This window comes from Kutzneria kofuensis (assembly GCF_014203355.1).
Classification (GTDB): Bacteria; Actinomycetota; Actinomycetes; order Mycobacteriales; family Pseudonocardiaceae; genus Kutzneria; species Kutzneria kofuensis.
The window spans coordinates 7,949,793-7,975,644 of record NZ_JACHIR010000001.1; the positions used below are offsets into that span (position 1 = coordinate 7,949,793).

The 25,852-nt window shown below is 71.4% G+C and carries 27 protein-coding genes; 12 read left to right on the forward strand and 15 right to left on the reverse strand.

Going from position 1 to position 25,852, the window contains the following annotated elements; genetic code table 11:
• Genes BJ998_RS36210 through BJ998_RS36220 form a run of 3 tightly spaced genes read left to right on the forward strand, consistent with a single transcriptional unit; the run spans position 1 to position 6,661 of the window.
• Positions 1–2,829, forward strand: a complete 2,829-nt coding sequence (locus BJ998_RS36210; RefSeq protein WP_184867792.1) for a lantibiotic dehydratase — start codon at positions 1–3, stop codon at positions 2,827–2,829.
• A complete protein-coding gene (locus tag BJ998_RS36215; RefSeq protein WP_184867793.1) occupies positions 2,826–5,072 on the forward strand; it encodes a putative PEP-binding protein in 2,247 nt (748 codons plus the stop codon). The genes BJ998_RS36210 and BJ998_RS36215 overlap by 4 nt, the downstream gene beginning before the upstream one ends.
• Positions 5,069–6,661, forward strand: a complete 1,593-nt coding sequence (locus BJ998_RS36220) for a hypothetical protein (RefSeq protein ID WP_184867794.1) — start codon at positions 5,069–5,071, stop codon at positions 6,659–6,661. The genes BJ998_RS36215 and BJ998_RS36220 overlap by 4 nt, the downstream gene beginning before the upstream one ends.
• Here BJ998_RS36220 and BJ998_RS36225 read toward each other — a convergent pair.
• Positions 6,595–7,494 (reverse strand): SDR family oxidoreductase, encoded by a 900-nt coding sequence (locus tag BJ998_RS36225; RefSeq protein WP_184867795.1) that lies wholly within the window; start codon positions 7,492–7,494, stop codon positions 6,595–6,597. The two genes, BJ998_RS36220 and BJ998_RS36225, sit on opposite strands and share 67 nt — an antisense overlap.
• Before the next feature lie 95 nt (positions 7,495–7,589).
• Between BJ998_RS36225 and BJ998_RS36230 the strand changes: the two genes are divergently transcribed.
• Positions 7,590–8,372, forward strand: coding sequence for a helix-turn-helix domain-containing protein (locus BJ998_RS36230; RefSeq protein ID WP_184867796.1), 783 nt, complete (start codon positions 7,590–7,592; stop codon positions 8,370–8,372).
• 13 nt (positions 8,373–8,385) lie between these two features.
• On the opposite strand, the gene BJ998_RS47920 is transcribed toward BJ998_RS36230, so the two are convergent.
• From BJ998_RS47920 to BJ998_RS36260, 6 genes are read right to left on the reverse strand one after another with little or no spacing between them, the layout of a single operon-like run.
• Positions 8,386–9,537 carry a GNAT family N-acetyltransferase gene (locus BJ998_RS47920; RefSeq protein WP_184867797.1) on the reverse strand — a complete coding sequence of 384 codons (1,152 nt, stop codon included), beginning with the start codon at positions 9,535–9,537 and terminating at the stop codon, positions 8,386–8,388.
• On the reverse strand, positions 9,534–9,854 hold the full coding sequence (locus BJ998_RS36240; protein WP_221338243.1) for an ArsR/SmtB family transcription factor: 321 nt from the start codon (positions 9,852–9,854) through the stop codon (positions 9,534–9,536). The genes BJ998_RS47920 and BJ998_RS36240 overlap by 4 nt, the downstream gene beginning before the upstream one ends.
• Before the next feature lie 13 nt (positions 9,855–9,867).
• Positions 9,868–10,404, reverse strand: a complete 537-nt coding sequence (locus BJ998_RS36245; RefSeq protein WP_184867799.1) for a DUF2306 domain-containing protein — start codon at positions 10,402–10,404, stop codon at positions 9,868–9,870.
• A 20-nt stretch (positions 10,405–10,424) separates the two neighbouring features.
• Positions 10,425–10,835, reverse strand: coding sequence for an arsenate reductase ArsC (locus BJ998_RS36250; protein ID WP_184867800.1), 411 nt, complete (start codon positions 10,833–10,835; stop codon positions 10,425–10,427).
• A 2-nt stretch (positions 10,836–10,837) separates the two neighbouring features.
• Complete coding sequence (gene arsB / locus BJ998_RS36255; RefSeq protein ID WP_184867801.1) at positions 10,838–11,923, reverse strand: ACR3 family arsenite efflux transporter; 1,086 nt, start codon at positions 11,921–11,923, stop codon at positions 10,838–10,840.
• Positions 11,920–12,291 (reverse strand): ArsR/SmtB family transcription factor, encoded by a 372-nt coding sequence (locus BJ998_RS36260; protein ID WP_184867802.1) that lies wholly within the window; start codon positions 12,289–12,291, stop codon positions 11,920–11,922. The genes arsB and BJ998_RS36260 overlap by 4 nt, the downstream gene beginning before the upstream one ends.
• Before the next feature lie 82 nt (positions 12,292–12,373).
• Between BJ998_RS36260 and BJ998_RS36265 the strand changes: the two genes are divergently transcribed.
• On the forward strand, positions 12,374–12,823 hold the full coding sequence (locus BJ998_RS36265; protein ID WP_184867803.1) for an ArsI/CadI family heavy metal resistance metalloenzyme: 450 nt from the start codon (positions 12,374–12,376) through the stop codon (positions 12,821–12,823).
• Here the strand turns inward: BJ998_RS36265 and BJ998_RS36270 are convergent.
• On the reverse strand, positions 12,820–13,386 hold the full coding sequence (locus BJ998_RS36270) for a TetR/AcrR family transcriptional regulator (protein ID WP_184867804.1): 567 nt from the start codon (positions 13,384–13,386) through the stop codon (positions 12,820–12,822). The genes BJ998_RS36265 and BJ998_RS36270 overlap by 4 nt on opposite strands.
• 475 nt (positions 13,387–13,861) lie before the next feature.
• Between BJ998_RS36270 and BJ998_RS36275 the strand changes: the two genes are divergently transcribed.
• Both BJ998_RS36275 and BJ998_RS36280 read left to right on the forward strand, forming a co-directional pair.
• The gene (locus BJ998_RS36275; protein ID WP_184867805.1) at positions 13,862–14,803 is read left to right on the forward strand and encodes a TIGR03564 family F420-dependent LLM class oxidoreductase; all 942 of its coding nucleotides are present in this window, start codon (positions 13,862–13,864) and stop codon (positions 14,801–14,803) included.
• 300 nt (positions 14,804–15,103) lie between these two features.
• Positions 15,104–15,532: a nuclear transport factor 2 family protein gene (locus tag BJ998_RS36280; protein ID WP_184867806.1), complete on the forward strand. Its 429-nt coding sequence runs from the start codon at positions 15,104–15,106 to the stop codon at positions 15,530–15,532.
• Between the two features lie 46 nt (positions 15,533–15,578).
• Here BJ998_RS36280 and BJ998_RS36285 read toward each other — a convergent pair whose 3' ends face one another.
• From BJ998_RS36285 to BJ998_RS36300, 4 genes are read right to left on the reverse strand one after another with little or no spacing between them, the layout of a single operon-like run.
• Complete coding sequence (locus BJ998_RS36285; RefSeq protein WP_184867807.1) at positions 15,579–16,514, reverse strand: NADP-dependent oxidoreductase; 936 nt, start codon at positions 16,512–16,514, stop codon at positions 15,579–15,581.
• Positions 16,486–16,905, reverse strand: coding sequence for a hypothetical protein (locus tag BJ998_RS36290; RefSeq protein ID WP_184867808.1), 420 nt, complete (start codon positions 16,903–16,905; stop codon positions 16,486–16,488). Before BJ998_RS36290 ends, BJ998_RS36285 begins: the two co-directional genes overlap by 29 nt.
• Positions 16,884–17,741, reverse strand: a complete 858-nt coding sequence (locus tag BJ998_RS36295) for an MFS transporter (RefSeq protein WP_184867809.1) — start codon at positions 17,739–17,741, stop codon at positions 16,884–16,886. The genes BJ998_RS36290 and BJ998_RS36295 overlap by 22 nt, the downstream gene beginning before the upstream one ends.
• Positions 17,742–17,767: 26 nt before the next feature.
• Positions 17,768–18,406, reverse strand: coding sequence for an HD domain-containing protein (locus tag BJ998_RS36300; protein ID WP_184867810.1), 639 nt, complete (start codon positions 18,404–18,406; stop codon positions 17,768–17,770).
• Between the two features lie 198 nt (positions 18,407–18,604).
• On the opposite strand from BJ998_RS36300, the gene BJ998_RS36305 reads away from it, so the two are divergent.
• Positions 18,605–19,579, forward strand: coding sequence for a GlxA family transcriptional regulator (locus BJ998_RS36305; protein WP_184867811.1), 975 nt, complete (start codon positions 18,605–18,607; stop codon positions 19,577–19,579).
• On the opposite strand, the gene BJ998_RS36310 is transcribed toward BJ998_RS36305, so the two are convergent.
• From BJ998_RS36310 to BJ998_RS36320, 3 genes are all read right to left on the reverse strand, one after another.
• Positions 19,566–21,548, reverse strand: coding sequence for an NACHT domain-containing protein (locus BJ998_RS36310; protein ID WP_184867812.1), 1,983 nt, complete (start codon positions 21,546–21,548; stop codon positions 19,566–19,568). The genes BJ998_RS36305 and BJ998_RS36310 overlap by 14 nt on opposite strands.
• An 82-nt stretch (positions 21,549–21,630) precedes the next feature.
• A complete protein-coding gene (locus BJ998_RS36315; protein WP_184867813.1) occupies positions 21,631–22,725 on the reverse strand; it encodes a serine/threonine-protein kinase in 1,095 nt (364 codons plus the stop codon).
• 39 nt (positions 22,726–22,764) lie between these two features.
• Complete coding sequence (locus BJ998_RS36320) at positions 22,765–23,277, reverse strand: hypothetical protein (RefSeq protein WP_184867814.1); 513 nt, start codon at positions 23,275–23,277, stop codon at positions 22,765–22,767.
• Between the two features lie 85 nt (positions 23,278–23,362).
• Here BJ998_RS36320 and BJ998_RS36325 point away from each other — a divergent pair, with 85 nt between their 5' ends.
• From BJ998_RS36325 to BJ998_RS36340, 4 genes are all read left to right on the forward strand, one after another.
• Positions 23,363–23,686 (forward strand): hypothetical protein, encoded by a 324-nt coding sequence (locus BJ998_RS36325; protein ID WP_184867815.1) that lies wholly within the window; start codon positions 23,363–23,365, stop codon positions 23,684–23,686.
• Positions 23,680–23,952 carry an SH3 domain-containing protein gene (locus BJ998_RS36330; protein WP_184867816.1) on the forward strand — a complete coding sequence of 91 codons (273 nt, stop codon included), beginning with the start codon at positions 23,680–23,682 and terminating at the stop codon, positions 23,950–23,952. Before BJ998_RS36325 ends, BJ998_RS36330 begins: the two co-directional genes overlap by 7 nt.
• Complete coding sequence (locus tag BJ998_RS36335; protein ID WP_184867817.1) at positions 23,949–24,596, forward strand: hypothetical protein; 648 nt, start codon at positions 23,949–23,951, stop codon at positions 24,594–24,596. Before BJ998_RS36330 ends, BJ998_RS36335 begins: the two co-directional genes overlap by 4 nt.
• 131 nt (positions 24,597–24,727) lie before the next feature.
• Entirely contained in the window at positions 24,728–25,822 is a 1,095-nt protein-coding gene (locus tag BJ998_RS36340) for an ATP-binding protein (RefSeq protein WP_221338244.1), read from the forward strand.
• The last annotated feature ends 30 nt before the right edge of the window (positions 25,823–25,852 follow it).

Below are 25,852 nucleotides of genomic sequence, written 5' to 3' on the forward strand. Positions count from 1 at the left end.
ATGTTCACCGTTACCGGTCAGGCGCAGGGCTGGATCTGCGCCCTTCCCGCCAGCGCCGCCGAGGCGACTCGGCGGGACATTCCCGTCGACCCCGTCGGCTACCTGCGCGAGATCGCCGCCGTGCCGGGGCTGCGGGAGGCGATCGCGGTCGCCAGCACATCGCTGGACCAGGCGTTCGACCGTGCCCTGGCCAACGGGCTGACCCACGACCGTGCGGGCCGGGTGGCCTTCTCCGTGGCCAAGTACCTGCTGCGGATGGCGACGCGCCCGGTCCCGTTCGGCACGATGGCCGGGACCGCCACGGCTGAGGTCGGCTGCGGTCCCGGCAGCGCCGAGCTCGGGGCACGGCATCGCCGGGAGGCGTTGCCGGATCTCGGTTGGCTGGCCTCGTTGGTGGCTCGGTGGGAGCAGGACGGGCGGCTCACCCCGGAACTGATGGTGATCACCAACGACCTCGTCGTGACGCGGGGGGATCGGCTGTTCCTCGCCACCCGCCCCGGCGCGGAGATCTCCCTGCGGCTCACGCCGTCGCTGCGGGAGACGGTGCGCTACTGCGGGCAGCCTCGCCGAGGCCGAGACCTACTTGACCATCTTGCCCGCACGTTCCCCTTGGTGGACAAGGACACCATTGCTGCGGCGGTCCGTGCACTGATCGGGCACGGTGTTCTGTGCACCGACCTGGCCGCCGCGACCACGCTGGAGCCCATCGCGGCGACCTTGCGGGCGGCCGGTCATGAGGACGCCGAGGCTGTTGCCGGGCTGCTTTCTCGATGTGCGGACTACTCCTCGTGCGCACCGGAAGCCAGGCGGGCGGCCCTGCGCACTGCGACGCGCTCCGCCCGGAACCTGGCCGAAGCGCCCGCGCCGCTCCAGGTCGACCTCGGCATGGACGCGTCGGTCCGGTTCCCCCGGATCGTGGCCGACGAACTCGACTCCGCGTTGTCGGTGTCGGCCCGGCTGGCCCGGACCGGCACCCGGGACCACGCCCTGCGCGAGTACCACAACGCGTTCCTCGCCCGGTACGGCCCGGCGACGGCGGTGCCGCTGCTGGAGGTCTTCGACAGCGAGCGGGGTCTGGGGCCCTACCGCGACCCGGCCGCCGCGTCCACGCCCACCGCCGAGACGCAGTGGCGCGACACCGTTCTGTTGCGGCTGGCCCAGCAGGCGGTCGCCGACGGGTTCGCCCCGGTGACGCTGACCGAGGACGTGATCGACGAGCTGGCCGCCGTCGGGCACAGCGGCGAGTTGCCGGCATCGGTGGAACTGTCCGTGGAGGTCCTGGCCGAGTCCATGGCCGCGATCGAGTCGGGACGATTCGACCTTCTACTGTGGACGGTGTCTGCCGGGGTGGTGACACAAACCAGCGCCGCCGCGCTGGCCGAGCGGGACACCATGCCGGTACAGCTGCGGTTCAAGCCGTTGGCGGCACGGGACGGCAACGTGCTCCGGCAGCCCCGGCTGCTGCCGGACGCCCTCGACATCGGCACCTTTCCCGCTGCCCACAGCCTGCGGGCGACCGACTTGGCGCTCGCCGCCACCTCACGGTCGTTCCACGTGCTGCGTCGCAACGACTTGCGGGAGATCGAACCGGTGTCCTTCACGCTGCTGCGGGACGACCGCAGCGGCGATCTCGAACGGTTCCTGCGCGTCTACCGCCGTCTGGGCCAGGCGCAGTTGCACTGGAGCTGGGGTGCCGCGGCCGCCCTGCCGTGGCTTCCCCGCGTGACCCACGGCCGCACGGTTCTGTCCGCCCAGCGCTGGCTGATCCCGCGAACTTTGAGCACGGCCGGCTGGGACGACGCCCTGGCGCGGTGGCGAGCGCAGTGGCGGGTGCCCGACGAAGTGCGGCTCGTCAGCGGGACTTCGGCGGTGGACCTCGATCTCCGGCAGGGCCTGCACCGCGAGCTCCTGCGCACCGAAACCGCCCGGAACCCCGAGGCGTACGTGAGTGAACTGCCCGGCTGCGCGGACCGGTACTCCTGGTTGGCGGGTCACGCCAGCCGGTTGCACTTCTCGGCCTTCCGCAAGGAATGCCGCCGACCCGTGACGGTCGTGCCACGCGGGGAGCCCGTGCGCCACCTTCCCGGCGGGGAATGGCTGTGCCTGAAGTTGTACGCCAGCCCGGTCCGTCACGACACGCTGTTGGCCGAACATCTGGCAGGCCTGGTCGACGCCCTGGGACTGCCGGCGGACCGGTGGTTCTTCGTCCGATACGCCGATCCGGCGCCCCATCTGCGACTGCGTTTCCGCGGCAGCGGCGCGGACCGAAAGATCTGTTCGTGGGCGGCTGCACTCGTGCGAACCGGCCTGGCCGCTCGGTTCGTGATCGACGAGTACGAGCCCGAGTCGGCCCGCTACGGCGGCGACAGGCTGATTGCCGCCGCCGAGCATGCCTTCGGGGCCGACAGCGTGGCCGCCGTTGAGTTGCTGTCCTCGGGTAAGCGCCACCCGCTCGCGGTCCTGTGCGCCGTCACCGGACTCGACCTGGTCCGGCAGGTGCACGGCCTAGGCTGGGAAACCTGGGTCAGCGCCAACCTGCCGCACGGGTTGCGTGGCCGGCGCGACGACCGCAAGGCGGCGCTCCGGCTGCACGCCAACTTGCCGGCAGAGCTGCGCACGGTGCTCGACGAGCGGGCTGAGCCGCTGCGCGAGTACGGCGAGCGGTTGCGCGCCGAGGGGAACGAGCGCCGTGACCGGGCCCTGAATTCCTTGCTGCACATGCACTTCAACCGTCTGACGCCGATCGGCTCACCGCTGGAGGGCCAGGCGCGGCTGCTCGCACGGGCGATCGCCGACACCCACCGAACGTATCCGCAGGAGAGGACATGACCCTGAACGACCTCGCCTACCGCCCGCCGGGGTTCACGCTCGCCGCGGACACCTCGGACTGGCCCGTGGCGCTGCACGACGGCGTGCAGCGGCTGGAACAGGCCCTGGACCGGGGTTTCGGCGCGCCCGACATGCCGTTGTTGCTGTGCGCGCAGGCAACCGTGGGCGACGCCGTGCTCAACATCGGCCTGAGCAAGGAATCCCTGCCCGGCCTGACCGCACTGCTCGGATCCGCGGACGCGGCGGAGCATGCCTACGGACGGCTGGAGACGGCCCTCGGGCAACCGCCGTCCCCGGATCCGCACCACCAGCTGCGGTCGGTGGTCGAGGGCATGGTCGCCGCCGGTGCGGACGTCGAGATCACGTCGATGGTGTTCGGCAATTCCGGTGTGGGTTCCGGCACCGGGCTGGCACTGAGTCGCCATCCGGAGTCGGGGGAGCCGGGACTGTTCGGCTGGTTCCTGCCCAACGCCACCGGCGTGGCGGTGGCCGATGCGGTCGCCGGAACCGATGTGACGGACCTGAGCGCCTTGACCGCGGAGTGGGTGACCGAACTGGCCGCCGTCACCCGATCATTGGAGCGGGTTCGGCGGGACATGTGCGAGATCCAGTTCGTCGTCGAGCACGGACGGCTCTGGATCCTGGACTCCCGGCCGGCGCCTCGAAGCGCGGCCGGGGCGTTCCGCGTCGCCAAGCGGCTCGCCGACGACGGGATCGTGACCGAAGACGAGATGGTGGGCCTGGTGACCGGCGAGCAGCTCACCTCGCTGCTGTTCGCCCAGGCCCGGCCGGGCCAGCACAGCCCGGCGGTCGCCACCGGGCAGGGGGTGTCGCCGGGCATCGCGTCCGGGCCGGCGGTGTTCGACGCCGAACGCGCCCGGGCCCGCCCGGGCAGCGTGCTCGTGCTGCCGGAGACCACTCCCGCCGACATGGAGGGGATGCTCACCACGGCCGGCATCCTGACCGCGCGGGGCGGCAGCAGTTCCCACGCCGCGGTGGTCGCCCGGGGCGTCGGCGTGCCGTGCGTCTGCGCGGCCGCCGGGATCACCATCGACCTGCCCGGGGCCAAGTTCCGCACGGCGGCGGGAATCTCCGTGCACGAGGGGGAGTTCATCACGATCGACGGCGCCACCGGAACCATCCACCTGGGACAGACCGCGGCGGGGGAGTCGGAGGTGTTGCGGCACCTGGAAACCCCGCTACCGGTGGAGGAACGATCCGAGCTGGTTGCTGCCGTCGATGCCGTGCTCGGCCACGCCGATCGGCTGCGCCGGCTGGAGATCCGGGCCAACGCCGACACCGCGGCCGACGCCGCGCGGGCCCGTGCCTTCGGCGCCACCGGGATCGGGTTGTGCCGCACCGAACACCTCTTCCTCGGCGCCCGCAGTTCGCTGGTGGCCGACCTGGTCCGGGCGAGGACCGCGCCCGAGCGGAACGCGGTGCTCGCCGTGATGACCCGGATCCACCACGGCGAACTGGTCGAGGTGTTCGCCGCGATGAGCGGGCTGCCGGTGACCGTGCGGCTGCTGGACCCGCCACTGCACGAGTTCGTGCCCGACCACGCCGAGCGGGAGACCAACCCGATGCTGGGCCGGCGTGGCGTCCGGCTGGGCCTGACGGTCGCCGGACTGTTCGCCGCCCAGGCCCGCGCGGTGGCCGAAGCGGCCCTCACGGTGCGGGAGCGGGGCGGCGACCCGCGCCCGGAGATCATGATCCCCTTCGTCAGCACCGAACGGGAACTCCGACCGCTGCGAACGGAGATCGAGACCGCGCTGGCCGAAGTGTTCGCGGCGCACGGCGAGTCGATGGAGATCCCGATCGGGACGATGATCGAGCTGCCCCGGGCCGCGCTGACCGCCGACGCCCTCGCCCGGCACGCCGACTTCTTCTCCTTCGGCACCAACGACTTGACGCAGACCACGTGGGGCATGTCCCGGGACGACGCCGAGTCGACCTTCCTGCGTGACTACGTCGACCGGGGCGTGGTCGAGGACTCTCCGTTCGGGACGTACGACCAGGCCGGAGTCGGTCAGTTGGTGGCCACGGCGCTGCGGCGGGGCCATGCCGCCCGTGCCGACCTCGTCACCGGGGTTTGCGGCGAGCACGCCCAACTCCCCGAGGCTGTGGCCCGGTTCCACGACGACGGCGTCGACTACCTGTCCTGCTCCCCGTTCGCCGTTCCGGCCGCACGCCTGGAAGCGGCCCGCGCCGCCCTCCACCACCGCACGAGGAGTCTCCCGTGAACGCCACCAAGACCCGGATCGGACAGCTCGGCAGCGGCAGCGGGCTGGACGTGCAGATCACCCACAACCCCGTGTTCGACCTGTTCATGACCCTGCGCCGGGAGACGACGGGCCGCAGCCACTGGGAACGCGTCGTCCTCGAGCCGCCCCACCGGCCCGGGGTGACGCGGTTCGCCGCCGCCCTGGCCGAACTCGCCCCGCGGCAGCTCAGCCAGTTGGAGCGGCACATCGCGCTGGCCCCGTCCCTGGAACAGCTCGCCGCATCGGTCAGCCGTGAGCCGCGGGCGGCCGAAGTGGTGGCGGCCATGGCCGAGGAGGCGGAGCACGTGGCGCTTGCCTTGCAGGCGTTCGGCTCGGACCCGAAGAGTTCGCTCGGCGCGGCCGGCGATCTGCTGGCCGACGTGCAGGACAAGTGCCTGACGTTCGTGGCCGAGGCGTTCGGGCTCGGCCAGCGCGCACTGTCGGTCGAGGTCCTCACGGTGCCGGCCACGCCGAGGGTGACACCGTGCGGGGTCCTGCTGGCCACGGGGCGACCGGCCGCCTTCGTGAACCACACCGAGCTGCGATCGGTCGGGCTCGTCGAGGCGATCCTCAACATGACCATGCTCGCCGCGCTCCGAGCGGACGGGAACGCCACGCCGGGCCGGCACATCGCGGCGCAGCTCACCGACGTGCCCACGGAACGGGCTCGCATGGCCCGCACGATCGACACGATCCTCGTCTACGTGACCAGTGCGCAGGCCATCCGGTTGTTCGTGGACACCGACCACCTCGACCTGGCCGAGCCGCTCGGCGTGTACATCACGCACGGCCGGCTCACCGACATCCTCCGGCCGTACTGGCTGCACCACCTGAGCGGCCGGCTGACCAGGGAGGCGGCGCTCGCCGCCGTCGTCGCCGAGCTCCAGGCCGGCGGTCCGGGCCTGTTCGCCCTGCGCGACACCGCCGAACTCGCCGCCGACTTCTACCTGCTGGAGCTCCTCCACGCCCGTTCGGACGCCGCCGCGAGCCGGCGCCTGGAGCAGTTCGAAGCCGCCCTGGCCCGCGACGTCATCCGCTACCTGCACACCGCCGTCGGCGCCGAACTCGGCCACTGCCAACGGGTGCCGATCGACACCGTGGCGGATCCCGAGCTGCGCGACTTCGTCACCGAGATCAACCGCGGCGACAGCGCCATCTCGTGGCGGCGGATCTTCGACCGCCTCGGCACCCGCGCCCTCCTGCTGGCCGAGGCCGCCTTCGAAGGGCCGTGCATTCCGTACGGCGGCCTGAAGTGGTCGCCGGTGGCGCGGACCTTGCGCCTGCACCTGGACGACGTGATCCCTCGGCGGGTGTTCATCGACCAGTGCTTCACCCTCCGCCACAACAACGGTCCGCTCTTCGACAAGTCCTTCGACGTGTCGAAGGTGCTCACCGTCCTCGATGCCCAGGCGTCCGCCGACTACGACCTGTTGCTACAGCACGCCTCCACCGACGTCCGCCGCCTCTGGGCCGCCCACCACGAAACGAGGTTCGCGGACCGTCATCCGGTGTGGCTGGGCTCCGCCGCCCGCGCCGTCTCGTCGGCATCGAGAAACGCGTCGCGGTGATCCCGCGCCCACGTACGGAAGCTACGAGCCGGGCGGCCGAGGAGGCGGTGCACGTCGTCCGTCACGACGGCGTTGCCGCCGTCGCGGACCAGCCGGAACCCGTGGACCGCGACGTCGACCACGGACGGATCGAACCCGCCGGCGAGCATCTGCTCTCGCGCCTGGTCAGGCGGGACGTCGACAGTCCCGATCGGTCGTCCCAGCAGCTCGGCTAGTTGGGCCACCTGGTCGGGAACGCTGACCAGCTCGGGCCCGGTCAGCGTGTAGGCCGTTCCGTCGTGCTCGGCGCCGAGCAGCGCCTCGACCGCCACCTCGGCCACGTCGCGAGGGTCGACGACCCCTTGCCCGCCCGTCCCGGTCATGTTGGGCACGGGCTGGCCGGCTCGGATCGATCCGGCCCAGCGCAGCGTGTTGGAGGCGAACGCGGAGGGACGCAGGACGGTCCAGGCCAACCCGCTGTCGGCCAGGGCTTGCTCGCCGGGGGCGTGCCAGTTCGCCGGCATGGCATTCCCGTCACCGGCGGGTAGCCGACCGCGGATGGCCGACAGCTTCACCACCTTCCGTACGCCGCCGGCGCGGGCGGCGTTGATCATCGCCAGGTCGTGCGCGGGAACCCACGCTCCCGGCGCGGTGAGCAGAAAGACACTCTCCACCCCGGCCGCCGCACGGCGCAGCGCCTCGGGATCCTCGTAATCGGCGTGCACCACCTCCACTCCGGCCTCGACCGACGGGAGACGGTTTCGGGTCATCGCCCGCAGCGGCGCGCCCCGCCGGGCCAAGAGCCGGAGGACTTCACTGCCGACGGTGCCCGTGGCACCAGTAACCAAGATCATGACGTCAGCCTGTCAGCGCCGACACCGGGCTGATAGGAAAATCCGGCACTCCTCGGTCGGGCCTCGGTACGGCCCGGCGCGGATACCCTGATGCCGTGAACGCGAGCCGACAACTGCCGGTCCCCGACGCTCTCCGGCTCTGGATGGACCGCATCGACCTCGCGTCGTACCGCGCGGACAGCGACCCGTGCCCGTTGGTCCACGTGCCAGACCCGGCCACCACGCTCGTGTGGCGCACAACGGCCGATGGGCACAGCGCCTTGCTGGTAGTCGGCCCACGCACGCACGCCGCCTACCACGAGGGCAAGGACATCCCGGTGTGCGTGCGGTTCCGGATCACGACTGGCGCCGCTCGAACACTCCTCGGCACGTCCGTCGACGAGATCACCGACCAGGTGGTGCCACTCGGCGAGCTGTGGGGGCCGCTCGGCACCCGACTTGCCGACGAACTGGCCGGGCTCGCTTCCCAACCGACGGCCGTTGTCGACCATCTGGCGGCCGCGCTCTCGGCCCGAGTCGATGCCGTGCAGGATCAGGGAAGTGCAACAGCGGATCTGGTCCGGCGGGCGTCGGTCGCGCTGTCCTCGAACAGCGGCCATTCGCGCCCACGGGTCGACGAGGTGGCCCGACGTGTCGGCGTCAGCGAGCGCCATCTCCGCAACGTGTTCACCACGGCCGTCGGCATCCCGCCGAAGCAGTTCGTTCGGCTCGCCCGGATCCGAACGGTCCTCCCCGGACTGCGTCGGACGTCCTGGGCCCGGCTGGCCAGCGATGCCGGTTACTACGACCAGTCGCACATGGTCGCCCAGTTCCGCGAGATCATGCACGTGACGCCGAGCGCGTTCGCCGCCGGCCGGTTACCCACTGTCCCTTGCTGAGCAACCGGACCCGTCAGACCGGGCCGCACGAATGGCTACGGCGTTCGATGAGCACGACGTCGCGCCACACACCGTGGTGTCGGCCGATGCGCTCGCGAGTGCCGACGGTCCGGAAACCGGAATTCCGGTGCAGCGCAAGGCTTTCGGTGTTCTCGGGGAAGACCCCGCTCTGCAACGTCCACACCCCCGCTGCCTCGGTGGCCGCGATGTACGTGGTGAGCAGGGCCGTGCCGATGCCGCGGCCGTGGTGGTCGGGGTGGACGTAGACGCTGTGCTCCAGCACGCCGGCGTACACGCAGCGGCTGGAGACCGGCGTCGCGGCGATCCACCCGAGCACGGCGCCGGTGGAGTCGGTGGCCACGAACCGGTGTGCGGCAAGGTGTGCTTGGTCCCACTGATCCCAACTCGGCGCGATGGTCTCGAAGCTGGCGTTGCCGGTGTCGAGTCCGGCTTGGTAGACGGCGAGCACCTGCTCGGCGTGCTCCGACTTCATGACGCCGACGACGACCGTGCTCCTGTTCTGCCGCAACGGTTTCGCGGCGCGAATGAGCGCGGCGTGCAGCTTGTCGGCGACCTGGTGCGTGCGGTGCACCTCGATGCCGGCGAGCCCGGCCGTGGCCAGGGCGGCGACATAGTCGTCAGTGGTCAGCGAGCTGGTCAGGCACTCGACCCGGTCGGCGCCGGCGGCGCGTTCGGCGTCGGTGAGGCTGAAGTCGGCCAGCACGTCGGTGATCCCGATCCGGCCGCCGGGACGCAGCACGCGGGCGATCTCGGCGAACACACGCGGCTTGTCGGCGGACAGGGTGATCACGCAGTTGGAGATCACCACGTCGACGGAGCCGTCCGGCAGCGGGATGTCCTCGATCCGGCCGCGGTGGAACTCGACGTTGGTGACGGCCTGCTCGGCGGCGTGCCGGCGGGCGAGGTCGAGCATTTCCGGCGTCATGTCCAGGCCGATCACCCGCCCGGCGGGCCCCACGCGGCGGGCGGAGACCAGCACGTCCAGCCCGGCGCCGGAGCCGAGGTCGAGCACGGTCTCGCCGGGGTTCAGGTCGGCGACCGCGACGGGGTTGCCGCAGCCGAGGCCGGCCTGGTCGAGCGGGACGTCGGCGAGGCGGTGCGCGGCGGCGGTGTAGCGGGCTTGCACGGGGCCGATGTCGGTCATGAGCACACCGCCTCGACGGTGGTCGGGGCCTTGCCCATCACCACGTCGGCGGCGCTGGGGAAGCACGCCACGCACCGCTGGTTCACCCGGTACAGGCGGGCGGTTCCCCGCTGCTCGACGAGCACGAACCGCACTTCGGCCAGGATCTTCAGGTGGGCGGACACCGTGGACTGCCCGACCGGGACCTGGTCCACGATCTCGCCGACGGTCATCGGCCGGTCCTGCTCGGCGAGCAGGTTCAGGATCTGCACGCGGGTGGCGTCCGCGAGGGCGCGGAACCACCCGGCGTAGGTCTCGGCGAGCTGACGGTCGAGCATCGGTAAACCCCCTTCATCGTTCATCGACGATAGACGATGAAGGGGGTTGTCGGCCAGCCCGCCGCAAAGCCCGCAGGAGCAGCGGCACGCCGACGACGGCGGGCAGCAGCCAGTACGTGATGTGCGGCAGCAGGTTCCACAGTGGCAGGTTCGGCCCGTTGTCCACGTAGAAGCCGGTCAACAGCGCCATGTAGGAGACCGCCATGCCGGTGCCGTGTATCCGGAACCAGCCAGGGCGATGCCGTCGGCGCGCGACCAGTCCGGCCGTCCCGGCGACGACGGCGACCGTGCCGATCGTCAGCAGGTCGACGTCGTGCGGCCAGCGCAGCACGGCCAGCGCCACGAGCGCGGCGAAGGAGCAGACGAGCGCCCAGTAGTAGACGATGCCGGCGCGTGGATGGCGGCCGCGTCGCTTGCGGGCCAGCGCCGCCAGCGCCCCCGCGACCACACATCCCGCGCCGGCGGCCACGTGCACGGCGAGCGCGGCGAGGAACACCGGCCTGTCGTCCGGGACCGGCAGGCCGCCGACGACGATCTGGTCGGCCAGCATGCTGGCCAGTGTGCGCCGGCTCAGGCGTCGGCGGCGACCAACTCAGCGAGCAGTTCGGCGACGCGGCGGTCGATCTCGTCGCGGATCGGGCGCACGTCCTCGACGGACCGGCCGGCGGGGTCGTCCAGCTTCCAGTCCAGGTAACGCCGGCCGGGGTAGACCGGGCAGGCGTCGCCGCAGCCCATCGTGATCACCACGTCGGCCGCCCGCACCGCGTCGTCGGTCAACGGCTTGGGGAACTCCTTGGACAGGTCCAGGCCGAGTTCGGCCATGACGGCGACCACGGCCGGGTTGATCGCGTCGGCCGGCGCCGAGCCGGCCGAGCGGACGGTGACGCGGCCGTGGGCGTGGTGGTCCAGCAGTGCGGCGGCCATCTGCGAGCGGCCGGCGTTGTGCACGCAGACGAACAGCACCTCGGGCTTGTCGGACACGGTCACTCCTCCACGGATGGGTTTGTCGCCGGCACGGGACCGAACAGGCGTCGTGCCCACAGGGCCGCGTAGACCAGCGCCACCAGCGCCGGCACCTCGATGAGCGGGCCGACCACACCGGCGAGAGCCTGTCCGCTGGTAGCGCCGAAGGTGGCGATCGCCACCGCGATGGCCAACTCGAAGTTGTTGCCGGCGGCGGTGAACGCCAGCGTGGTCGTGCGCTCGTACGGCAGGCCGACGGCGCGGCCGAGGGCGAACGAGCCGGCCCACATGATCGCGAAGTACGCGAGCAGTGGCAGCGCGATCCGGGCGACGTCGCCGGGACGGTGGGTGATCTGGTCGCCCTGCAAGGCGAACAGCACCACGATGGTGAACAGCAGGCCGTACAGCGCGGCCGGGCCGATCCGTGGCAGGAACCGCGTTTCGTACCAGTCTCGGCCGCGGGCACGCTCGCCGAGCCGGCGGGTCAGGTACCCGGCCACCAGCGGGATGCCGAGGAAGATCAGCACAGAGCGGGCGATCGCCCACGCCGAGACGGTCAGGTCGGCCCGTGGCAGGCCGAGCCAGCCGGGCAGCACGTCGAGGTAGAACCAGCCCAGCGCGGCGAACGCGATCACCTGGAACACGGAGTTGAGCGCGACCAGCACGGCGGCGGCCTCGCGGTCCCCGTCCGCGAGGTCGTTCCAGATGACGACCATCGCGATGCAGCGGGCCAGCCCGACGATGATCAGGCCCGTTCGGTACTCCGGCAGGTCCGGCAGCAGCAGCCACGCGAGCGTGAACATCAGTGCCGGGCCGAGCACCCAGTTCAGCAGCAGCGAGACGGCCATGAGCCGGCGGTCGCGGGTGACGGTGTCCAGCCGGTCGTAGCGGACCTTGGCCAGCACCGGGTACATCATGATCAGCAGGCCGAGCGCGATCGGCAGTGAGATCCCGTCCATCCGCACGGCGTCGATCGCCGCGCCCAGGCCGGGGATCACGCGGCCGGCGCCGAGGCCGAGCAGCATCGCGGCCAGGATCCACACCGGCAGGAACCGGTCGAGGGTGGACAGCCGAGCGACCACGCCCCGGTCGGCGACGGCGGTCACGGGGTGACCGGGGCGGCCTGGTCGGGGGCCATCAGCACCGCCGACAGCGTCTGCAGCGTGGTGGGCAGCACGCGGTAGTAGATCCAGGTGCCGCGGCGCTCGCCGTCGATGATCCCGGCCTCGCGCAACACCTTGAGGTGATGGGAGATGGTCGGCCCGGTCAGGTCGAAGGCGTCGGTCAGGTCGCACACGCACGCCTCGCCGCCGGCGTGGGAGGCGATCAGCGACAACAGTCGCAGTCGTACCGGGTCGCCCAGTGCCTTGAACACCCGCGCCAGCTCGACCGACTGGTCCTCGGTCAGGGGTCGGCGCATCAGCGGGGAGCAGCACAGTGACGTCTGCTCGACCAGCGGCAGCTGTTTCGGCATACGTCTAGGTTGACAGACATCTATCTAGAGCGCAATCTAACCAGCGTCCTGATTCGATGGATGTCTATCCAAGGAGGATGACATGTCCCGTGTGCAGCTGGCCCTGCGGGTGGCCGACCTGGACGCCTCGATCGCCTTCTACACCAAGCTGTTCGGCGTCGAACCGGCCAAGCTCCGGCCCGGCTACGCCAACTTCGCGATCGCCGAGCCGCCGCTGAAGCTCGTGCTCATCGAGGGCGAGCCCGCCCAGCAGACCGTGCTGGATCACCTCGGCGTCGAGGTCGAGTCCAGCGAGCAGGTCGGCGAGGCGACCGAGCGGCTGTCGGCGCTGGGGTTGTTCACCGACGTGCAGAACGACACGACCTGCTGCTACGCCGTGCAGGACAAGGTTTGGGTGCACGGCCCCGGCCAGGAGCCATGGGAGGTGTACGTCGTCAAGGGTGATTCGGCGACCTACGGCGTCGACCCCGAGCTGACCGCCGCCTGCTGCACCGACGACGCCGGCAAGACAACGTCGGCCTGCTGCGGCTAGCGCTGCGGCGCGGTCACGGCCCTCAGGTCTTCCAGCGATTCCCGCATCATTTGGGACAACTCGCATTCCTCGGAGGCCGCGAGCCAGAGCCTGAAGCCGACCTTGAAGACGACGATCCCCGCCTCGGCGGTCAGGGTTGCCGACGGTTCGGCAACGCCGCGCCGGCGCAGGGCGTCGGCGATCGCGGCCGACATCGAGGCGTACTTGGTCAGCTCGCGCTCCTGGAGTTCCGCGTTCGCCGCGATGACGGCCTGTCGCTGTCGGTGCTCGCGGCGGCCGGCGAACATCTGGGAGACCGCCTCAAGTCCCGCCGCTATCGCGTCGATCGGCGCCATGGACGCCGGTGCCTCGGCGACCGCGGTCGCGAACTCCTCCTGCAATGCGCCGGATTTGCCGAACATCACCTCGCACTTGTCGGCGTAGTGCCGGAAGTAGGTCCGCTCGGTGAGGCCCGCCCGTTTGGCGATCTCCGCCACCGTGGTCTGCTCGTAGCCGCGCTCATCGAAGAGCTCCAACGCCGCTTGCGCCAGGCGTCCGCACGCGTTCGGCTCCCATCTGCCCATGCGCGGATCCTACGAGATGGCAGTCACTGACATCAGATGCTAGGGTCTGATGTCAGTGACTGACATCGATGGTTCGGGGTGCCTCCCATGCGTATCTTCGTGACTGGCGGGTCCGGCTGGATCGCCTCCGCCGCCGCCCTCACCGCCACCGGAGCGGAAGCGATCCGCACCCCCGCCTGACAGCCGCGAAGACGCCACCTGCCCGGCTGTGCCTCCTCCCGGCCGGGTGCTGTCCCGCTCGCCGTACGCCTTCAACCCCGACGCGTCGCCGACGTCAACCGCTCAGCGAGGCGGTCCACGACCTTCGCCGACACGTCCGCGGGGGTCGTCCGCGAACACCCGGAAGCGCACGGTCGTCAGCCGCACCGCAAGCCCGAGCGGCCGCGGGCGCGCCGCTTCATCCCATCACCTGCACATTCCCATCGGGAGGTCCAGCAATGACAAGCGCATCACTCGCCGAGACCAGGGGGAACACATGCGCGTCGGAGTAGCCATGCCCGCGTTCGCCCCGGAAGAAAACCTCAAGAACGTCGTTGACCGCGCCGTCGAACTGGGCCGGGAAGCCGAGCACCTGGGGATCGACGCGGTCTGGTTCAACCAGCCGGCCACACACGACGCCGTCGTGCTCGCGGCCGTCGTGGGCCGCGAGGTCCCCCGCATCTCAGTGGGCACCGCCGTCGTACCCATGCATCCACGGCACCCGCAGCTCCTCGCATCCGCGGCCAAGACAGCCCAAGCGGCCACCCACGGACGCTTCCAACTCGGCATCGGCCTCGGAGCGCCGGACCTGTTGACGCACGCCTACGGCCTGCCCTACCCGCCGCCGATCACTCACCTGCGCGAGTACCTTGGCGCCATCCGGCCGCTGCTGGCCGGTGACGTCACCCCCTACGAGGGCGCAACCCTGACATCACACCCGGTCGGGCCCACCGCGGTAGCCGGCGCCGAACCGGAGATCCCGCTGATCGTGGGTGCCATGGGCCCTCAGGCGCTGCGCGTGGCCGGCGAACTGGCAGACGGAACGATGCCGTTCCTGGCCGGGCCTCGGACCATCGAGGAGCACATCGTCCCCCGGATAACCGAAGCAGCCGCTCGCGCCGGCCGCCCCGCTCCACGGGTGATCGCCTCGGTCCCAGCCATCGTGACCGACGACATCGACCAGGCCAGAGCCGCAGCCATCGCCCACCTGGCTTTCTACGATTCGATCCCGTCCTACCGCCGCGTCCGCGACATGGAGGGTGCACACCGCGCCGTCGACCTGGCGCTGATCGGCGACGAGGCGACGGTCGCAGCCGGACTACGCCGCTACATCGAGGCCGGCGCCACCGAAATCACCGTCGCCTACACCGACATCGCCCGTGAGGAAGACCGCCGGCGCACGTGGCAGCTCGCCGGCGAGCTGAGGCGGGCAGCCTGACTTCGGCACGCTGCGCGCCCGCACCGACAAGGAATCCGCCTCCATCGCCCGACGCGAGGACGGCGCTCCAGCTGGCGACAGTTCCGCTTCACCCATGGCGGCCCGGCCGCGGAGGCCGGGCCGCCCTGGCCCCCGCTCGCCGGGTGCGGCAGCCCTCGGCGGCTCCACGCGATCGCGACAGCACTGCGGGACAGTTCGACGCCCGGGCGTCCGTGAATATCGTGACAAGCTGATACGATATTCACGACGAGCGGCTGCGGCTCCGGTGGCGCGTGGCGAGGCCGTCCGGGAGGTCGCGAGATGACCAGGTCGCTGCGGGAACTGTCGGATCGGCTGGAGATCCAGGACCTGCTCGTCGACTACAGCTACGCGGTCGACAAGCGGGACTGGGACGCCCTCGACCGGATCTTCACCCCGGACGCGTCGATCGACTTCCGGGCGACCGGCGGCGCGTGCGGCGACCTCGCCACGATCAAGGCATTCCTGGTGAAGGCGCTGGCCCACTTCACCGTCACGCAGCACCTGGTGGCCGCCAGCAAGATCGAACTGGACGGGGACGCCGCCACCGGTCGCACCATGTGCCACAACCCCATGGTGTTCGACGGAGGTCGCGTGCTGTTCGTGGGCCTGTGGTACGTCGACCGCTTCGTCCGCACCGCGACCGGCTGGCGCATCGCGGACCGTGTCCAGGAACTCGCCTACTTCCACAACGACCCTCGTCCGCGCTGAACTTGCCGGTGTAGTCAGGTGCTGATGGTGTTGTCGCCGGCGCCGATCACGGACGCTCCGGTTCTCGGTCCTGGGCGACCTGGATGATCGTTCGGCCGGGGCCGCGGCGGCGGGCCATCGCGTCGGCGGTCTCGGCGAGCGGGCGCACGGCGCCGACGAGGGGCTTGAGCCGACCGTCCCGCAGGCGCTGGGCCAGGGTCACAAGCTGCGCGCGGTCGGGTTCGACGACGAAGAAGACGGCGCGCCCGTTCTTGGGCTGCACGGCCGGTGGCGCGGCGATGGTCACGAGGGTGCCGCCGGGACGCACCAACGCGGTCGACCGTTCGAGGACGTCGCCGCCGATGACGTCGAAGACCACGTCGACCTCGCCGACGCTTTCCCATGAGTCGGTGTCCAGGTCCAGGAATGCCTGTGCGCCAAGGCCGAGCACGACGTCGCGGGCGGCGGCGCGGCCGGTGCCGATCACGTGGGCACCGACCTCGCGGGCGAGTTGGACGGCGATCGATCCGACACTGCCGGCCGCGCCGTGGATCAGGACGGTCTGGCCGGTGGTGAGCCGCGCGTGGTCGAACAGTCCTTGCCACGCGGTCAGGCCGGAGATCGGCAGTGCCGCGGCCACGGTGTGGTCGATGTCGGCGGCGAGCGGGGCGAGGTTGCGGGCCTCGACGGCGGTGTACTCGGCCAGGGAGCCGTTGCGGGCCCAGTCGGTGAGGCCGAACACCCGTTGGCCGACGGTGAGGCCGGTGGTGCCGTAGCCCAGCTCGACGACGACGCCGGACAGTTCGTGCCCGGGAACGCTGGGCGTGCGGTCGCGGCCGGCCCGGTCGGTCCAGGTGGCGGGCCAGTCGAGCTCGCCGGGGGTGAAGCCGGCGGCGTGGACACGCACGATGACGTCGTTCTCGGCGGCGTGCGGATAGGGCAGGTCGGTCAGGGTCAGCCCGCCGACACCGGCGTCACGGTCTCGTACGGTGATGGCTTGCATGTCGGTTCCTCTTCCATACGGTTTCTCGAACGGTCAGCGGTGTCGCGGCGAGCCGACGGCCGGCGTGGAGGGCGGCGGTCAAGGACAGCGCCGCGACGAAAGCGGTGTACAGGTAGCTCGTGGTCTCCAGCCCCCACGAAGGAGCCGCCAGCCCGGCAGCGAGTGACGGCAGGCTCAGCGCCGCGTAGCTGACGACGTAGGCGGCGGAGAAGACCTCCGACCGCGACTTCGCGGCGGTGGCCGCGCTGATGGCGCGGAGCGTTCCGTTGAACGTGAGGCCGACGCCCAGCCCGGAGATGATCGATCCGCCGATGAAGGCGGACGGGGAGGCGAGGGCCAGGGCGGCGGCCAACCCCAGCGCGCCCAGCGTCAGCAGGATCGCTCCCGACAAGGTGGCGCGCAGCGCCGGTTGCCGCCCCGCCCACAGTCCGCCCGCGCTGTTGGCGACGAACAGCGCCGTGATGCTGAGACCGCCGGCGGCGCCGAACCGCACGTGCAGGACGTCGTGCACCAGGGATGGCGCGAGTGCGAGGAACAGCCCGGTGATGGACCACCCCGCGACGATGGCCGGGACCGCGGCGAAGAACTCCGGCCGCGTCTCGTGGGAACCCGCATTCTCGGGCGCAGCGCGGCCAGCCCGCCGGGACGGCGGACGGCCGTCTCGGGGATCGCGAGGACCAGGCCGGCGAGGACCACGAACACCAGTGTGAGCGCCGGGAAGATCGCCGCATCCGGACGCGGGCCCACCTGGACGAGCAGCCCCGCCACACCGCCGCCGACGGCCAGCCCGAAGCTCGTGCCCACGGCGGTCATCGTCGGCCCGGCGTGCGGGCGGCCCTCGGGGGAGAACTCGACCAGTCCGGCGGCGAGTGCGCCCGTCGCCGTCCCGGTGGCGATGCCCTGCACGATTCGGGCGATGACGAGCGGGACGACCCCGTCGGCCGCCCAGAAGACCGCCGTGCCGGCCGCGGCCACCAGCAGGGACGCGACCAGCACCGGACGGCGCCCGAGATGGTCGCTCAGCGAGCCGACCGTCAGCAGGGCGCCGACCAACCCGGCCACGTACACGGCGAAGACCACCGTCAGGACCGTCACCGAGAAGCCCCACCGCTGCAGGTACAGCGGATAGATCGGGGAAGGCGCGCTCGTCGACGCCATCAGCAGCACGTTGGCGACGACGAGCAGGCTGAAGGAAGCACCTCGTCCGAAGCGGCTCACACCATTCATCGCGGTGTCCTCGACGCGAGTTCCGGTCAGCTCGGCCAGGGCGAGCCGAGGATGCGCTCGACACTGGAGGTGAGCCGGAGATCGGGGATGAAGTGCGCCAGAACGTCGGCGTTGACGGTTCCGACGGTCGTCTCCGGACGGTTCTTCAACCCCTCGAAGTAGGTGCGCAGGAACTCGTTCTTGAAATCGCCCCGCGGGTGCGCGGCGAGGATCTCGGACACCTGCTCGGTGTCCAGCCCGTCAAGGCCGAAACCGACCACGTCGGTCAGCACGCCGAGATTCGTGCCGGCGATCTCCGGTCCCATTCGGCCGGGAATTCCCGGCGTCGTGTGCAGCGCGATCGCCGTCCACACGGTGTCCGCGGCCGCGGCGGAGAACCCGTGCTGGAGCAGGAACTTCCGGCCGTGGTCGGCCCCGTCGACCTCGAACCGCTGCACCACGTCGGAAAAGGGCGTCGCCAGACCGGTGTCGTGGAACATGGCGGCCAGGTAGAGCAGTTCGGGATCCGGTTGCACGCCGAGCCGGCGGGCGTGGATCTGGCCGAAGAAGAAAACCCGGCGGGAGTGGTGGTAGATGAGCGGGCTGGTCGTCTCCCGGACGAGCCGGGTCGCCTCGGCGACCGCCGCGGTCTCGGGAACCTCCACACCCGCGATGACCTCTGACATGACTTCCGCGCTTTCCCTTGTCGTTGTCGGACTGTGTCCGACAACCATGCTGCCGACCGACGTGTGCTCGGCGCTGCCTTCGTCCGGCCAGGAACCCCTCAAATCCGGACGGCGAAACCGCCGCGGTGAGCTGCGCCACTGGTGGCGTCACCCGCGCCGGGGGCGGCTCCCCCGCTTTTCGGTGACTGTGTGCTACCAATGGCTGTGCCTCCGCTCCGTGTCGCGTTCCTGGCCTACGACGGCGTGACCCTGTTGGACATCGCGGGTCCGGCGGAGGTGTTCAAGGAGGCCAACCGGTTCGGCGCCGACTACCGGATCGTGCTGCTGTCGCCGACCGGCCAGGACGTCACGTCGAACCTCGGGTTCAGCGTCTCGGTCGACGGCGCCGTCTCCGCCGAGCCCGCGCCGGACACCTACCTGGTGCCCGGCTCGGACCTCTTCCCACGCACGCCGGTGCCTCCCGACCTGGCGGAAGCCGCACGAGTGCCGGCGGCCGAAGCCCGCCGCGTCGCGTCGATCTGCACCGGCGCGTTCATCCTCGCCGCCGCCGGCCTGCTCGCCGGCAAGCGGGCGACCACGCACTGGAAGGCCACCCGCGAGCTCGCCAGCCGGTGCCCCACGTGCCGCGTCGAACCCGACGCGATCTACGTCCGTGACGGCGACACCTACACCTCGGCCGGGATCACCGCCGGCATCGATCTGGCGCTCGCGCTCGTCGAAGAGGACCACGGGCCGGACCTGACCCGTGACGTCGCCCGTGCCCTGGTGGTGTACATGCAGCGTTCCGGCGGCCAGTCGCAGTTCTCCGCTCCGCTGCAGGGGCCGCCGCCCCGCTCGCCGGCGCTGCGGACCGTCACCGACCTGGTGACCGCGAACCCGCAGGCCAGCCACTCGCTCGGTGAACTCGCGAAACACCTCAACCTGAGCACCCGTCACCTCACTCGGCTCTTCCACGAGGAGCTGTCCACCACCCCGGCCCGGTACGTGGAGAACATCCGCTTCGACATGGCCCGGGCGTTGCTGGACCAGGGACACACCGCGACCCAGGCCGCGGCCCGCGCCGGTTTCCCCAGCTACGAGAGCATGCGGCGGGTGTTCGCGCGCAAGCTGTCCATCAGCCCCGCCGCCTACCAGCGCCGCTTCAGCACAGCTCGCCGCGTCAACTCGGAGTAGCGCCGTCGGAGTCGCCGTTGTGGACGAGACGGTCTTGTAGACGGGCGTGCCGGAACTGGTACACAGCGCCCGCCTGGCGCAGCACACCACGCCGGTGGGCGTCTTCCAGGAAGCGAATGCAGTCCCGCGGCAGCTGCCCACGCATGGCCAGCCACGCGCGTGCGACCTGGAACAGACCCCATGCGCTGTCGAAACCGCCGGCCAGCGCCCCGGCCGATGCCGCCACCGCTGCCGCAGCCAGGCCTGCGATGTCACCGAAGACGACGCCGACCAGGACACCAACCGCTGCCATCAGACCGATGCCCTGGGTCAGCGCCCGCACTCGGGCCACGGACCGATCGGCGCGCAGGACGGAGACCGGGCTGGGGGCGGACAGCTCGTCGACCGGGACGGTCGACCAGTCGGCGACCGCCGCCACGACAGCTGCCGCGAACCCGCTGCCGGCGCCGAGCAGCAAAGCAGTGCCGAACCCGGTCAGCCACGTTGTCGCCAACACCACCACGACGCTGATGCACCCACCGAACGGCAACCGTTTCCCCGTCGTGCGGGCGAGTTGCCGCAGCCGGCCGTAAAGCCGCACGACGGTCCGCCCGGGGATGTGCCGTGCGCTCCACGCGAACCTGACGATGAGTCCGAACACGACGGAGGGGACCAGGGCCGCGATGAACGCCGTCATCAGCAACGGGAGCCCGCCGGCCAGTCCGGCCGCGTCGCCGGCGAGCCCGACGCCCAGGCCGGTCAGCAGCCCGGCGCCGAGTCCGTAGATGGTGCCGGTGACCGGTGGCGGGACAGCGTGGTGCAGTTGCCACCACGCCAGGTCCCGGGTGTGCTGACGATGCAGGTGCGTGGCCAGGAAGGTCAGCCAGCGCTGGGCATCGGCCGGGGCGTAGCGCGGCGACGTTCGACTCGTCGGGCCGGGCGGAACGCGCCGGTACAGGGACGGGATCAGCCGGTCCAGCAGATGGTTCTCGATCGCATGGGCGCTGGTGAAGCCGACCAGGTCGGCCGGGTCCGTGTCGGGGTGGAGGTAGGCGTTGCGGGCCAACCACACCGCCAGCGGGGTGGACAACGCCGCGGCCAGCGGGCCGTGGGGGTGAGCGCGCAGGTGGGCGTACACCGGATTCCAGCGTCCGTCACCAGGCACCGTGCCGGCCGCGAGGAACGCGATGGCATCCTCGACGCCTACGGGTTCGATCTCCACGACCGCCGCCGTGGCCAAGACCCGGCCGCCAGCCGCGACCGCGGCCTCGTACTCGGAACTGCGGCAGGTGACGGCGAACGGGCGACCACCGGCGCCGGCCCGGTCGAGCGCCTCGATGGCAGCCGCGTGCCGCGCGTGGGAGATCTCGTCCAAACCGTCGAGGATCGGCATCACTCGCCCGGCGGCGACGAGTGTGGCGGCGACGTCGCCCAACGCCGGATACTCCTCGACCAGGCGGCGGTTGAGCCAGGTGTCGAGATGTTCGGCGTCCGGATCCCACGACGCCAACGCCAGCATCACCGGTACCGGGCCACCCGCGCGCCGACGATGCTGGAGCAGCCCGAGGGTCAGCAGGATCGCCAGCACCGTCTTGCCGGCGCCCGGTTCGCCGAGCACCACCAGCTGCCGATGGGGTAGTCGCACCACGAGTTCGACGACGTCTTCGAGAAACCCGTGCAGTCGCAGCCGAAGCGGCCGACCCCCGACGGCGGCGCCGAGCACTGCCGCTGGTCGTCCGGTCACCGGACGGCCGGTGGTCGACCACCGCAGCCGCAGCGGTTCGGGCTGGCGCAGCAGCCGCACCGCCGCTTCGTCCGCCCATTGCCTGCGCACCACCTCGGCCAGCGCGTCGGCCTCGTCCGCCGCGGTCTCGGTGGTGTGGATGGTCACCGGGCCCTGGATGTGGCCGGCCTGGATCACGGTTCCGACCACGTCGCCGACGACGGTGTTCGCCGATCGAGCGGGCGTACGCCGTCTCCATCTCAGCACTGCCGCATTGTGTCGTTCCGTGTGCGCGGTGGCCGGCGGTTCACCGGCCCGCTACACGTTCGGCCCACCGCGGAACGGTCGGTCAGCAGGAGTCTCCGAGGTACTGGTTGAGCACCCACCCGGAGTCGCCGTTGTCGGTGTGCACGAAGGACCAGGCGCCCTGGTCGCGGCTGCGGTCGATGACCACCCGGTCGCCGTGCTGGAGGTGGCGCTGGACCTTGCCGGCCGGACTGTCGCGGAGGGACATGTGGTTGTCCTGGGCGCAGACCAGGCGGGTGACGACCTGTGCGTCGGAATCTCGCGGCCACCACAGCAAAGCGGCTGCCAGCACGAGGAGCACGAGAAGGCCGGCAGCGGCCAGCAGCCGCCGGTTCGGCGATCTGGGTACCCGGATCTTCTCGCCCGCGGCGGCCCGCCGCACGGCGTCGGCGAAGGCCGCGGCGGACGGGTAGCGGTCCGCCGGGTCCTTGGCCATGGCGACGGCGATGACGCCGTCGAACGGCCCGCCGGTGCGGGGCGGTGGTTCGGCGGTGACGGCGTAGGCGAGTTCGGGCAGGGACCGCTGTTCGTACGGCAACCGCCCGGTGATCGCCGTGAAGAGGGTGGCGCCGAGGGCGTAGACGTCGCCCCGGACCGTCGGCGGGTCTCCCCGCCACTGCTCGGGCGGCATGTACGCGAGGGTGCCGGTCATGTCCGGCTCGTCGGTGGAGGTCCAGCTCAGGTCGGCGGACTCGGTGCCGGCGTCCGGCAGCGGCGCGGCGATGCCGAAGTCGGTGACCAGCGCGTGCGAGCCGTCGAGCAACACGTTGGCGGGCTTGATGTCCCGGTGCACGAGGCCGGCGTCGTGCACCGCGGTCACCGCGGCGGCGACCTGGCCCAGCACGTCAGCCGCCTCGGCCGGCGGCAGCGGCACCCGCTCGCGCAGGTCGGAGCCGTGGACGAGCGGCATCGCGAACCAGACGACGCCGTCGTGCGACCCGTGCGCGACGACGGGGACGACGCCGGGATGGTCCACGCGGTCGGCCTCCGCCCGAAGGCGCACGCCCCGGCTCGCGGGCACGACCTTGACCGCCCACTCCGAGCCGTCCGACGTGCTGCGGGCCGCGTACACCGTGCCCATGCCGCCTTGGCCGAGCTGCTGCCCCAGCTCGTAGCCGGGCACCTCCGGCAACGTCACGACTCGCAACATACCCACCCCTTGATCGGTGGTAACCGCTCAGAACGTGACCAGTTCGACGACCCTCGACACGATCGGCACAGTGCCCAGCACGCGGGCCCGCAGCGACCGCTGGTCATCGGGGGAGGCGGGGTCCTGCGCCGGCCCGTCGACGGGGGCCAGCAGCTCCCGCAGCGCCTTGCCCAGCTCGTCGGGCGCGCACTCCGCCACCTGCGGCAGCAGCTCCCGGGCCTCGTGCAGCGCCCGGGCCAGCGGACCGGCCCGCGGCGTGTCCTCCAGCAGCAGCACGGCCAGGCGCAGCATCCGGCGGGCGGCGCGGCGGGCCAGTTCCGGTGAGGCGCTCGGCACCGTGTCCGCGCCGAGCCGGTCGCGCATCTGCTCGATCCAGGGTTCCACGGTCGCGGCCTGCCAGATCGGTCCGGACGCCAGTTCGGCGTCCGGCTCGGGCATGCCGTGGCTGCGGCGCTTGCGCCACACGGTGACCAGCTGGCGGGCCAGGCCGAGGGCGTCGGCGATCTCCGCGATGCCGTAGAACGGCCGGCTCGGGTGCATTGCCACAGATTACCCCTCTTGTCATCTCAGATGACACGGGCTACGGTCGGCGTGTCATCTGAAACGACGGTAGATGGGAGTTGAGATGACGTTCCGTCGATGGGCGGCGGCGGCCGGGATCTGCGCCGGCACGCTGCTGACCCTGGCCCCGGCCGCGCACGCCGACTTACCGCCCGGCTACGTGCACGCGGTCGTCACCTGCCAGACCGCGACGCTCTACACCGGCTTCAACCCCGGCCTGCACGGCACCACCAGCGGGGATCCCGGCTACACGCTGACCCAGGGCAACAAGGTCGCCGTGCAGACCAAGGCGCCGGTCTACAACGGCTGGCTGGACACGCTGGACATCGGGCCGAGCACCACCGGCTGGATGCGGACCGAGTGCATCGGGGGGTACGGGTCGTGGTGAGGCGCATCGGTGTGGTTCTGGCCGTGCTCGGGCTCGCGGCGGTGGGCACGGCCGGGGCGGCGCAGGCGGCCCCGACCGTCAAGGTCGTGTGCGGAGTGCAGAACGTGTACCTGCGGACCGAGCCGGTCGGCCCGGTGATCGACAACCTGCCGGCGGGCTCGCACTTCGTCGTGTACGAGGTGACGCCGGGCGGCTGGGCCCACGGCACCTCCTACTACGACAACGTGAGCGGGTACGTGCCCAACCAGTACCTGTGCGCCGAATGAGGCGCGCGCTGCTCGGCGGCGCGGCGGCGTTGTGCCTCGCCTCGGCGCTCGCGGCCCCCGCGCACGCCGGCATCCGGCACACCGTCGTCACCGCCGACTCGCCCTCGACCGGCCAGCCGGTCATCGGCGGCGGCAGCTGGATCGTCAACAAGCCCAGCGGTTACTACGTCGGTCGGGCCATGCCGGGCACCACGTTCGACAACGAGGTCACGTCCTCCTCGAACTGGCACTACGGCCGTGGCTACAACCCGAACATGTGCGGCTGGGTGATGCCCGGCTCGCTCGGTCCGACCATCGACACCGTCGCGGACTCGTGTTCGTCCGACACGGAATCACAGCTGTCGCACCGGATGACCGTCGGCAAGGACTACAACGCCGCCGCGCACGTGGCGCAGGACGGCACCGCCGTGCCGGCCGGGTCGTGCACCCTGTACTACAACTACTTCGTCGGCACGAACTTCGCCGGCGGCGCCAACGGCGGGCACTGGGCGGACGCTGCGGGTCCGGCGTCGTCGACCGTGTACTACCGCTTCACCACCTTGGACGGCCGCGCCGCCGTCGTGCGGGATCCGGCCCTGGGTTGGGGCTTCGTCCCGTTCGGCTGCGTGACCCGGCCGAGTCCGCTGTACAACGACAACGACTGACGCGCTTGGAGGCCGGGATCGATCCCGGCCTCCAAGCGTGCCGGGCTGCACGGCCCGGTTCGCCGACGAGTGCGTGCTGTGGCCCGGAAACCCGGTTGCCGGTGGCTGTCACGATGCGCGATTCTCCGGCCGTGGCCGATCTCCTTCCGGTGCTGTGGTTGTGCGGCCCTCCGGGCGTGGGCAAGTCCACCGTCGCCTGGGAGCTGTTCTCCGGCCTGCCTGGCGCCGGCCACATCGATATCGACCAGGTGGGCATGTGCTATCCGACGATTCCCTCCGACCCCGACCGAACCTTGTTGGAAGCACGCGTCCTCGGCCGGGCGGTGGCCAACTTCCGGGCGGCGGGCGCCAGTTGCCTCGTCGTGTCGGGGTACATCAACTCCCGACGCGGCATCCACACCGAGCACCTTCCGCACGCCGCGCTCAGCGTGCTGAGGCTGCGCTGCGACCAACCCGAACTACGCCGCCGCCTCGAGACCCGGGCCCGCCCGGGCGAGCAGCGGGAACTCGCGTTGCGCGAGGCCGACGTGCTCGACCGCAGCGGGTTGCCGTACCCGTGCCTGGACACCACCAGGCTCACCGCCGCCGAGGTGCTCGCGAGCGTCCGCGGCCGGTGGCCGGCACATCCGGTCCGGCAGCCTGGTCCCTGGCCGGAACCGGAGCCCACGCCCGGGGAAGTCCTCTGGCTGTGCGGCGCGACGGCGGTCGGCAAGTCGACCGTCGGATGGGAAGTGGCCCAGTCGTTGTGGCGCGCCGGGTACGTCACCGGTTTCGTCGACCTCCAGCAGATCGGCTTTCTCCGGTCGGCGCCGGGGCTGGGCCCGGGCAACCACCGGCTCAAGGCCGCCAACCTCGCTGCCGTGTGGCAGAACTTCCACGCACAGGGAGCGCGCCGCCTGGTCGTGGTCGGCTCGGTCGGCCAGGCCGGCGAGCTACGGCATTACGCCGAGGCGTTGCCTGCCGCGACCGTCGCGCTCTACCGGCTACACGCGGGCCCCGACCAGTTGCTGGAGCGGATCCGCCGGCGCGGGGCGGGCGATGGTCCACCGGTCGCAGGGGACGACCTGCGCGGGCAACCCCCTGCCGCGCTCGATCGAGCCCACCAGGCCGCGGTGGCGCAGGCCGAGGCGTTGGAACGCAGCGGCATCGGAGACATACGCGTCGACACCGACGGCCGTACCGTCGACGACCTCGCTGAGGAGATCGCCAGAAGTAGAGGCTGGTGACCGCCGCCGTGGCCGGTGCGACGCGAGCCT

Bases quoted from the DNA above. Each gene is read 5' to 3' on its own strand.
- BJ998_RS36210 (WP_184867792.1), top strand. From the start codon at position 1: ATGTTCACCGTTACCGGTCAGGCGCAGGGCTGGATCTGCGCCCTTCCC.
- BJ998_RS36215 (WP_184867793.1), top strand. From the start codon at position 2,826: ATGACCCTGAACGACCTCGCCTACCGCCCGCCGGGGTTCACGCTCGCC.
- BJ998_RS36225 (WP_184867795.1), bottom strand. From the start codon at position 7,494: ATGATCTTGGTTACTGGTGCCACGGGCACCGTCGGCAGTGAAGTCCTC.
- BJ998_RS47920 (WP_184867797.1), bottom strand. From the start codon at position 9,537: ATGACCGACATCGGCCCCGTGCAAGCCCGCTACACCGCCGCCGCGCAC.
- BJ998_RS36240 (WP_221338243.1), bottom strand. From the start codon at position 9,854: ATGCTCGACCGTCAGCTCGCCGAGACCTACGCCGGGTGGTTCCGCGCC.
- BJ998_RS36245 (WP_184867799.1), bottom strand. From the start codon at position 10,404: ATGCTGGCCGACCAGATCGTCGTCGGCGGCCTGCCGGTCCCGGACGAC.
- BJ998_RS36260 (WP_184867802.1), bottom strand. From the start codon at position 12,291: ATGCCGAAACAGCTGCCGCTGGTCGAGCAGACGTCACTGTGCTGCTCC.
- BJ998_RS36265 (WP_184867803.1), top strand. From the start codon at position 12,374: ATGTCCCGTGTGCAGCTGGCCCTGCGGGTGGCCGACCTGGACGCCTCG.
- BJ998_RS36270 (WP_184867804.1), bottom strand. From the start codon at position 13,386: ATGGGCAGATGGGAGCCGAACGCGTGCGGACGCCTGGCGCAAGCGGCG.
- BJ998_RS36275 (WP_184867805.1), top strand. From the start codon at position 13,862: ATGCGCGTCGGAGTAGCCATGCCCGCGTTCGCCCCGGAAGAAAACCTC.
- BJ998_RS36280 (WP_184867806.1), top strand. From the start codon at position 15,104: ATGACCAGGTCGCTGCGGGAACTGTCGGATCGGCTGGAGATCCAGGAC.
- BJ998_RS36285 (WP_184867807.1), bottom strand. From the start codon at position 16,514: ATGCAAGCCATCACCGTACGAGACCGTGACGCCGGTGTCGGCGGGCTG.
- BJ998_RS36295 (WP_184867809.1), bottom strand. From the start codon at position 17,741: ATGAATGGTGTGAGCCGCTTCGGACGAGGTGCTTCCTTCAGCCTGCTC.
- BJ998_RS36300 (WP_184867810.1), bottom strand. From the start codon at position 18,406: ATGTCAGAGGTCATCGCGGGTGTGGAGGTTCCCGAGACCGCGGCGGTC.
- BJ998_RS36305 (WP_184867811.1), top strand. From the start codon at position 18,605: ATGGCTGTGCCTCCGCTCCGTGTCGCGTTCCTGGCCTACGACGGCGTG.
- BJ998_RS36320 (WP_184867814.1), bottom strand. From the start codon at position 23,277: ATGCACCCGAGCCGGCCGTTCTACGGCATCGCGGAGATCGCCGACGCC.
- BJ998_RS36325 (WP_184867815.1), top strand. From the start codon at position 23,363: ATGACGTTCCGTCGATGGGCGGCGGCGGCCGGGATCTGCGCCGGCACG.
- BJ998_RS36335 (WP_184867817.1), top strand. From the start codon at position 23,949: ATGAGGCGCGCGCTGCTCGGCGGCGCGGCGGCGTTGTGCCTCGCCTCG.